8 protein-coding genes are annotated in these 9187 nt (G+C 47.1%); 4 read left to right on the top strand and 4 right to left on the bottom strand.

All coding sequences use genetic code 11. The features are described 5' to 3' along the window. The first annotated feature begins 37 nt into the window (after window positions 1-37). Both J0895_RS00860 and J0895_RS00865 read left to right on the top strand, forming a co-directional pair. The gene (locus J0895_RS00860) at window positions 38-796 is read left to right on the top strand and encodes an ABC transporter ATP-binding protein (RefSeq protein WP_242540953.1); all 759 of its coding nucleotides are present in this window, start codon (window positions 38-40) and stop codon (window positions 794-796) included. 653 nt (window positions 797-1449) lie between these two features. After that, the gene (locus J0895_RS00865) at window positions 1450-2511 is read left to right on the top strand and encodes a GGDEF domain-containing response regulator (protein ID WP_242540952.1); all 1062 of its coding nucleotides are present in this window, start codon (window positions 1450-1452) and stop codon (window positions 2509-2511) included. A gap of 168 nt (window positions 2512-2679) precedes the next feature. Here J0895_RS00865 and nblB read toward each other — a convergent pair whose 3' ends face one another. Both nblB and J0895_RS00875 read right to left on the bottom strand, forming a co-directional pair. Then, a complete protein-coding gene (gene nblB, locus J0895_RS00870; RefSeq protein ID WP_207086260.1) occupies window positions 2680-3348 on the bottom strand; it encodes a phycobilisome degradation protein NblB in 669 nt (222 codons plus the stop codon). A gap of 143 nt (window positions 3349-3491) precedes the next feature. Continuing rightward, window positions 3492-3956 (bottom strand): CBS domain-containing protein, encoded by a 465-nt coding sequence (locus J0895_RS00875; protein ID WP_207086261.1) that lies wholly within the window; start codon window positions 3954-3956, stop codon window positions 3492-3494. Between the two features lie 314 nt (window positions 3957-4270). Here J0895_RS00875 and J0895_RS00880 point away from each other — a divergent pair, with 314 nt between their 5' ends. Beyond that, on the top strand, window positions 4271-4588 hold the full coding sequence (locus tag J0895_RS00880; RefSeq protein WP_207086262.1) for a (2Fe-2S) ferredoxin domain-containing protein: 318 nt from the start codon (window positions 4271-4273) through the stop codon (window positions 4586-4588). An 85-nt stretch (window positions 4589-4673) separates the two neighbouring features. On the opposite strand, the gene J0895_RS00885 is transcribed toward J0895_RS00880, so the two are convergent. Further along, window positions 4674-5573 carry an alpha/beta fold hydrolase gene (locus tag J0895_RS00885; RefSeq protein ID WP_207086263.1) on the bottom strand — a complete coding sequence of 300 codons (900 nt, stop codon included), beginning with the start codon at window positions 5571-5573 and terminating at the stop codon, window positions 4674-4676. Between the two features lie 189 nt (window positions 5574-5762). Then, complete coding sequence (locus J0895_RS00890; protein WP_207086264.1) at window positions 5763-7607, bottom strand: CapA family protein; 1845 nt, start codon at window positions 7605-7607, stop codon at window positions 5763-5765. A gap of 247 nt (window positions 7608-7854) precedes the next feature. Here J0895_RS00890 and rfbB point away from each other — a divergent pair, with 247 nt between their 5' ends. Next, entirely contained in the window at window positions 7855-8964 is a 1110-nt protein-coding gene (gene rfbB / locus J0895_RS00895) for a dTDP-glucose 4,6-dehydratase (RefSeq protein WP_207086265.1), read from the top strand. Window positions 8965-9187 lie beyond the last annotated feature (223 nt).

The following is a 9187-nucleotide window of genomic DNA, read 5'->3' on the forward strand; positions in this document are numbered from 1 at the left end:
ATTGGTCATTTGTGAATTTACTAAAGTAGAGATTATTATGAACTCTCAAAATCAACTCCAATCCACTTTACAGAGTCCGGAACAAAAATCGGCGATCGTTGAACTCAAAGACGTTTACAAGATTTATGGTTCTGGGAATACCGAAGTGCAAGCCTTGAAGTCGGTTAATTTAAGCATTTTTGAAGGGGAATATTGCTCAATTATGGGGGCATCGGGTTCGGGAAAATCTACTGCCATGAATATTATTGGCTGCCTGGATAGACCCAGTAGCGGATATTATTATCTGGATGAGGTAGATGTTACTCAAATGGCAGATGCCAATTTAGCCAAAATCCGAAATTTAAAGTTAGGATTTGTTTTCCAACAATATCATCTGTTATCTCAACTGAGCGCCTTAGAAAATGTGATGTTGCCGATGGTCTATGCGGGAATTCCTGCCTCGGAACGGCGGGAGCGAGCAAGGGAGGCATTAATTCGAGTCGGCTTAGAAAACCGGATGAATAATAAGCCGAATCAGATGTCTGGGGGACAACAACAACGGGTGGCGATCGCCCGGGCGATCGTCAACCGTCCTGTTTTATTATTAGCTGACGAACCCACCGGCGCTTTAGATACCAAAACCACTGAAGAAGTCATCCATATTTTTTCAGAACTGAATGCCAGTGGTATGACAATTGTGATGGTCACTCACGAACCGGACGTTGCCCGCGCCAGTAAACGAATTGTCATGTTTCGTGATGGAGAGGTCATACAATCCCATCTCACTCCGGCTGATTTGCATGAAGCAACATTTTAAAGGCTATGATTGGAGAACTTTTTTTACCCTTGGATTCCATCTGGCAAGGCTCAACCCTAATTTTTTAAACCTACATTCCGTAGGTTAGATAGGGTGCTAACGAATTTAGTCGGTTTGAGCCTCTATTGAAGGCCCTCATCTAACCTCTACTAGAAATTATTCTTAAATAAGTCCCCCAAATTTTTTCTGATGGTTTTAAGACCCTAACCCTTATGGGGTAAATACTTTAGGCTTTAAAGTCCCAAAAATATATTGAGAGCAAAATGGGTCGGCTCAAACCTACACCCTTTTTGGATGAAGCTCAATGGACCCAGCCTGCTTCAGCCCGCGAAAGAGAAAACGGGTTTTTGACAACCGGATTTGGGATAAAGCCCTGGGTGAGAGGGAAATATTCATTGATTCTGGCTTTAACCCCGGGTCGGAGGGTCCCCCCTGCCGAGGTCAAGTCACCGGGTTTGGGTCCGGTGGAAGTGATGGAAGTCACCCCGATCTATTACGGAGGGTCACTGACAGCAGCGTAAGCGATCGCTTACAAGGTAGCAACCGATTATTCATAATAAACTCAAGGAAGTTATTTTATAAAAATGCCATCGTTAAAATCCAAAACGACGGGACTCAAAAGGGGATGGACTAACACAGTCAATGATATAGGAATGGAGAATCCGATAGCTGGCGTGAGTAAAAAATCATCGACCCCAGATAAAGAACCGCCCCTGATCTTGATCGTCGATGACGACCGTTTTATGCGGGATCTCCTCCGTCAAGTCATGGAAAAAGAGGGTTATCGAGTAGCCGAGGCGGAAAATGGCCTTCAGGGTTTAGAGGCGTATATTCGCCTGCATCCCGATATGGTTTTGCTAGATGCCATCATGCCCGTTATGGATGGTTTTACTTGCTGCACTAGGCTGCAAGCCATGTTTAAAGATGATTCTTCAGGGGAAAATGACTTTGCATCCCACACACCCATCTTAATGATTACCAGTCTTGAGGACAGTAAATCGGTGGACCATGCATTCGAGGTGGGTGCCGTGGATTTCGTCACGAAACCGATTCACTGGGCAGTTCTACGTCAACGGGTGAGAAGATTGCTGGAACAAGCGCAGCTTTATCGACAGCTACAAGCAGCGAATGAGGAGTTGCAGCGTCTGGCTTTTCTGGATGGGTTGACTCGGGTTGCCAATCGTCGGGGTTTTGACCAAGCATTAGAACATGAGTGGCGGCGACTGATTCGGGAAAGTGTTCCGGCGAAAAATGCTGGGACAGAAACTCATTTTGTCCAAAATCCCTCATCTCTGTCTTTGATTTTGTGTGATGTAGACTTTTTTAAGCGCTACAACGATTCCTGCGGGCATTTAGCCGGGGACGAATGTTTACAAGAAGTGGCAGAGGCCCTGAGTCGATCGGTGAACCGTCCTGGGGATTTGGTAGCGCGTTACGGGGGAGAAGAATTTGCTGTGTTGCTTCCCAATACCGATGCAGCTAGGGCGGTGAGTGTGGCCCAAAAAATTCGGGCTGAAATCCGCAATTTACAGATTCCCCATCCAACTTCTTCAGTGAGTAAATTTATTACGGTCAGTTTGGGGGTGACTGCCACGATTCCCTGTTCAAGTACGGTTCCCTCTGAGTTGATTTCTATTGCGGATAAAGCCCTCTATCAGGCGAAAGAATCGGGACGCGATCGCCTGATTCTCAAGATTTTTATCTTGAATAATTGAGGGAACGCCCAAAATTAACATCTCCCCAATATCTTGCTCCGTTTCGGTAACTGAAAACTTTGGAGTGCGCTAACACCGTAAACAAATTGCTTAGAGAGATGGGAATTGTGAGTTTATCCTCATTTTCAAAGATAGAAAAAGGGTGGAAATTTCCCACCCTTTTTCTCTTCAAACTACGGCGGATAAACTCGCTTGTGCCGTTTGAGCCACCGGGGAAACTTCATCTTGCGCCAATGTTTCTAAGATGGGACGAACTTCAGGACCCCCAAGCAGTCCCAACGCTTGAGCGACGCGATGGCGAATCTGCCAATCGGCATCGGTGGCGTAGGGAATTAATAATGCAGTAGCTCGACGATCGCCCAGTTCCCCGAACGACCCGATCGCCGATGTTTTGATGAGGCTTTCTGAAGAATTCAGGGCATCTTCTAAAAGGGCATAAGACCGACTATCCCCCAATTCCCCTAATGCAGCAACAATGCTGAGTTTCAGCAGCCATTCAGAGGTATTGTGATAGATCTCTTGCAACTCTTCAAATGCTTCTGTTAATTGCAAACCCCCAAGAGAGTCTGCTGCTGCCGCTTGGACATCAGTTTCAGAATCATTTAACAGGCGATCGCGCAGGACCGTTAAGGCAACATCGCGATCCAACTTGCCCAAACTAGCCATTTGACTGACGGCTGCATACCGTACCCGCGCACTACTATCTTGAATCCTGGGTAAAATCAGTTCTAACGCGATCGCCGGTTCAAGCTGCCGAAGTTGATTGACTCCGCGTAGGCGATCGCCCATTGTTTCTGAATGCAGTAATTCCCTCACTGACTCTGGAGTAACGTTCATTTTTTATGATCTGTTCCTTATCTGATATTCCTTAACCGAAATTAAACGGATTTTCAGTCCCCTTCATCCGTCCATTCATGATGATCCTTCACCATCTTTTGTCCATTCGGACCTCACGTCTATCCCCCTGAGAATGTCAACTCTTATCCTTCCTCAGTTGCCATCGCCCGCACAATATCGCCACGAGTCAGGATTCCGATTGGCTTACCCTCTGAATCAATAACCGGCAAGCGATTTACTCCCTTCTCATGCATCAATTCTGCCGCCTCTCGTAAAGACTTCTCGGGTCTAATCGTTTGAGGATTTTTGGTCATAACTTCCCCCACGGTTTGTCCCAGAGCCTTATGTAAGTCCCGCTGATATTTAGCTGGATTTTCTAAATAAATCACACTATCAAGCACCATAATATAGGGCGGAGGTGTAACCCCACTTTCTCGCCACATCAGGTCTCCCTGGGAAATAATCCCCATCAACTTTCCCTCAGCATCCACCACGGGCAGTCCACTGAATCGCCGTTCCGCCATAATCTGAATTGCCTCATCCAAAGAGGTCTCCGAAGTCACGACGACTGGATCACGGGTCATAATCTCGGTAACTGTTTTCGCCATCTTCTTTGATCTTTATCTCAAGCTAATTTGTAACCGTCATCTAAAACATTGAGCTCTGTGTCCGGCTGCTTCTGTGGGGTCGAACTTGATGGCTTAAACCCAGCCTGATCTGTTTTTTCCCCCGATCCCAAGTTGTAGCCCGCTCAGGTTACTTCTCAATTTAAGTGACCGTAAAGGAGATTTTCTCAGATATCCGCACAAAAGTCGATGTTTCAGCAGGGGGGTCAAAATTCTGTAGATCTGCACTCGACCAAGAAACCATAGACTCCGGCAGTTAGAATCAGTATTGTAAAGATTTATTTCCCCAGGAGGCTATGACACCCCCCGATTCTCCAGACCCTCTGTATCGGAATATTTCGATTTGTCAGCACCAATCTTGTGAGCGCCACGGCTCCCCAGCCGTTCTCAAAGCCTTTCAGCAGACACCACTCCCCCCCGGTGTGACGGTCAATGGCACGGGTTGTTTGGGACAATGTAGCTCAGGTCCTACGGTTAAAGTTAACCCGGATAATGTCTGGTATTGTCGGGTCACACCGGCTGATGTCCCTGTGATTGTAGTCCAACATTTAGAAAACGGTGAGCCAGTGGATGCTCTGCTCAACCCCAGAATTCACTTCAAATTTTCGTTTTAGCTCACCTCAACAGAAAGGGGCGATCGCCGCGACTCTCCTGAATAACCAGGGGCCGGACGGTGACTCGCGCCCTTTTGTCGGATGATTACTTCACCTCAGACAGAACCCAATGGCGAATTAATTCATTGACGCGATCGGGAATTTCATCATGAGGACAATGGCCTGCCTTGAGAAAATATTCCGTAACCTGGGGATAATATTGGCGAAACTGATCGCTGCGTTGCTGGATTTTCATCCAAGGATCTCCTTCTCCCCACAGGGTTAACAGGGGGGCCTTGAGTTGGGAGAGCAATATATCTACTTTTTCCCCCGGTGGCGTTTTAAAAATCGCGGCGAATACCTGTGCCGCACCGCGATCGCAAGAGGGACGATAAATTTCCTCCACCAGTTGATCCGTCACAGCCGAGGAATCCAGATAAACTTTCATCAAGGTCTTCCGAATCGTCGCACGGCGGCGGGTCCATTGGAATAGTAGGAAGCTCACCCAATTTTGGCCAAACGCTGATTTCAAGGCAGCATTGAGTGCTTTCCGATGCAATGGAGGTTCGGGACGAGGTTCGGTTTCCGTAAAGGGACCTGCACTGTTGAGCAAAACAACCCCGGCAACCGATTCGGGACATTGAGCGCCTAAACATAACGCCGCATATCCTCCCAAGGAGTTGCCGACAACTACCGTCGGTTTGCCAATATGGGTTTGAATAAAATCCTGTAATTGCTCCCGCCAGAGTTCTCCACTGTAAATACAGTTGGGTTTAGCCGATCGCCCAAAACCCAACAAATCGATCGCCCAAACCTCAAACTCCGTTTGTAACCCGGCGATCGTTTTGCGCCAGTGATCCGTGGAGGCCCCAAAACCATGAATCAGCAGCACAGGGGGGCGATCGGGACGGCGATCGCCTGCACGAACGTAATAAATCGCGCGATCGCCCCATTGCCAGTATGCACCCGGTATCGGATCAGTATTGATTGACGAGGTTACCTGCATCACTTAATACAATTTCTTCCAATAAAAAAAGAACTCTCTTCATTGTAAAGCGCAACTGGCTGCGGTGAAACTCTATCCCGTCCCTGCATTCTTGAAGTAAATCCCCTCATTTGGCATCATCTCAAACCCTAGTCCCACCTCTTTTAATCTCCCCCCCTTAGTCATTATTTCACTCTTAGCTCTCCCCTTTTACTGAGAATTTACCTTAACAATTTTCCCGTCCGATTCGATAGAGAGGGGAGTTTCTGAAAAATCGCTTTGGGTTAACTTTTGCATTAACTTAACCGTGCGATTTTGTGAATCATAGCTGGGAATCCCTTGACTATCCAAATGAATCGGTATAATCTGCCCCTCTATAAAATTACCTTCCAAATCAATTTCAGCTTCCAAAATCAAAGAATATCCCAACTCAGCTACCGTTGAAAAACTGCGATATCCCATAAAATTCCCTAAAGAATAGGCAATTAATTTGCCATTGTAAACCTCTAATGCCCGAGGAACATGAGGACCATGACCTAAGACTAAATCCGCCCCTGCATCAATCATAGCCCGAGAAAATTCCACCAAATTTCCTCGATTTTCTCCAAAAAAGGTTTCCGTGCGGTTTTTAACATGGAGAGCGCCAGTTCCTTCTGCACCGCCATGAAACGAAATAACAACCAGGGTCGCATTTTTCTGGGCTTCCGCAACCAGGGCTTTAGCTGCCTCTAAATCAAGAATGGAGTTGTGATAGGAATAGGTACTAAACCCAATAAAGGCAATGGGGATATCATTCACCGTGGTATAAGCAATTTCCCCTTTCCGGCTCGCGGCCAACATTCCAGCCGCTTCAATATTTTTGATAGTATCTTCAAAGCCTTGGTCAGTAAAATCCAATGAATGATTATTGGCCACGCTTAAAACGTTAAAACCCGCTTCTTTTAATAGGCGGGTATAACTGGGAGGAGTGCGGAATGCAAAAATATTGGGACGCCTGACATCTTTGGCTGAATAAGGATGATTGGTTAAGGTACTTTCAAAGTTACCAAAAACCAAGTCTGCTCCTTGTAAATAAGGGGTAACGCCCTGAAAAAGTTGCTCAGGCTGGGGGGGAAGTTTATTCGTGGGGAAGTCAACTCCAGGAATAATATCTCCAACAGCTTTAAGGGTAATAGTCCGATTGGGAATGGAGGATTCAACAATTTCAGAAAGTTGTTGGAAGTTGCTGAGAATGTTGTCCGTTTGTAAGGGTTGGAGGGAGTTGGAACGGGTTGCAAAAGAGGGGAATTTAGGGGGGTCAGGGAGTTTGACCGTGGCGAGGGTTTCCGCAGCAGTGGATAGAAGAACGGTGGGATGGAATTTTTCGCCGTTTCTGAAGAAGTCCCAACCTGTGCCGAGTACAAGGCTGAGGATTCCCAGGGTGGGTAATACAATTTTCAGGGTATGACCGATCGCCCGGGATGTGTTAGATGGGACTCTCTTGCGGGTTGGGGGCTGGTCTATCTGGGCGATCGCCGGTTGGGGAATAACTCGCTCTTTTAGGGGGCGATCGCTCTGACCGATGGTAGCTAAACTTACGACAATCTCAGGGTTATTGCTCTGCCTGGGAGTCTGTGCCGATGCCTCTACGGGAGTGATGGAATGATTCGGGGAGATTTGGGGTTTGTCTGTCGCAATCGGCAAGGATTCTGGAGTGGCGACTGGTTTTGAAGCGGGTTTCTCCGGCGCTTCAGAGGGAGAAGATAAGGGACTAATAGTTGCTTTGCCAAACTCAAAGGCTTCATCCCATGCCGGAACTTTTTGACCGATTTGTCGGGCATAAACCCGGACTGAATGAATGGAACGGACATTAAGACGAGTTAATCCATCCTGAATGTAGGCAATATAAGCTTGGCGATCGGGGATGCGATCGGCTTCTAAGAGAATATGCAGCCGATTGTCGTTGCGAACCACTTGGGCGGTCATATTTCTGATTCGTAATGCTTGATTTAGCAAGACGGCGATCGCCCCTGGATCTCCTTGTTTTGCTAAACTCACGATATTTTGCGCGTCCACAATCCGTCTCCTCACACCAATAAATAGAGTAAATCGAGTTTGTCATGCTAGGGGTACAAGTTGGACAGGGTAAGCCCTCTAATGGGATGGCGATCGATCCGCTTAGAGTAGTAACCTCTGTGTTCAGACCCCTTGAAGTATCCAATACTGTGCCGATACTGATCTATTACAAGAGCCGGGTCACTCTTCTCGGCGATTTTCAGGGTATTTTTGAAGAAGTCTGCTAAGAAATAGAGAAGCTATCTGCATGAGCTCTAGTCTGAACTCTCCTCAAAATCGAAAGTCCCGTCGAGTATTAGTGACTGGCGGTGCCGGGTTTATTGGCGCTAACTTCGTTCATTACTGGTGTCGGCGCTACCCTGGCGATCGCCTCGTAGTCCTTGATGCCCTCACCTATGCGGGTAATCCCCAAAATTTAGCCAGTCTCGAAGGCAACGAAAACTATCGGTTTGTTCAGGGGAATATTTGCGATCGCCCCTTGGTGGAAACTCTGCTCAAAGAGGAGGCGATCGATACCGTCGCCCACTTTGCCGCCGAATCCCATGTAGACCGATCTATTTTAGGCCCCGCAGCATTCGTTCAAACCAATGTAGTTGGTAGTTTTACCCTATTAGAAGCCTTTCGGAATCACTGGCAAACTTTGCCGGTTCCGAGTTCCGAAGAACGGGGACCAATTTTCCTCCATGTCTCCACCGATGAAGTTTACGGAAGTCTAGGTCCCGAGGATTCAGGATTTACGGAAAGGACTCCCTACGCACCCAATAGTCCTTATTCTGCTTCCAAAGCCGGAAGCGACCATTTAGCCCGTGCCTACTATCACACCTACGGACTTCCTACCCTGATTACGAATTGCTCCAATAATTATGGCCCTTACCATTTTCCAGAAAAGTTGATCCCGCTGATGTGCATTAATATGCTACTGGGTAAACCGTTACCTGTGTATGGTGATGGGCAAAATATTCGAGACTGGTTGTATGTGGAGGACCACTGCCGGGGGTTAGATGTGGTAATTCACCAGGGGACTCCGGGGGAAACTTATAATATTGGGGGGAATAATGAAGTTAAAAATATTGATTTGGTAAGGATGTTATGTCAGTTGATGGATGAGTTGGCTACCGATTTGCCGGTGCGTCCTTGCGAGTCATTAATGACCTTTGTAAAGGATAGACCAGGCCATGACCGTCGCTATGCGATCGATGCCACGAAAATTAAGACTGAGTTAGGCTGGACCCCTACGGTAACGGTGGAAGAGGGTCTGCGGCAAACGGTCCAATGGTATTTGACGCATCAAGAATGGTGGCGTCCTCTACTTTCTCCGGAGTATCAGGATTATTATCGCCAGGTTTACGCGAATTAAGGGGTGAGGGACCTAGAATGGCTGAGGCGATCGCCATGATTAGTTCCGTAGTTTTACAGGGGGTTTTCACTGATTCAGGGCAAGCAGATACAATTTTCAAAACCCTTCAGGCAGTAAAAACCTTAATATTTCGTAAGTAAATCTCCGTACTTTTACGGAGATTTTTTTCTGCTCTTTTCGTCCAATCAGTGAACTCCGAAATACCTGTTTTGAGCTTGCGATC

The organism is Phormidium pseudopriestleyi FRX01 (genome assembly GCF_017313335.1).
GTDB classification, from domain to species: domain Bacteria; phylum Cyanobacteriota; class Cyanobacteriia; order Cyanobacteriales; family Laspinemataceae; genus Laspinema; species Laspinema pseudopriestleyi.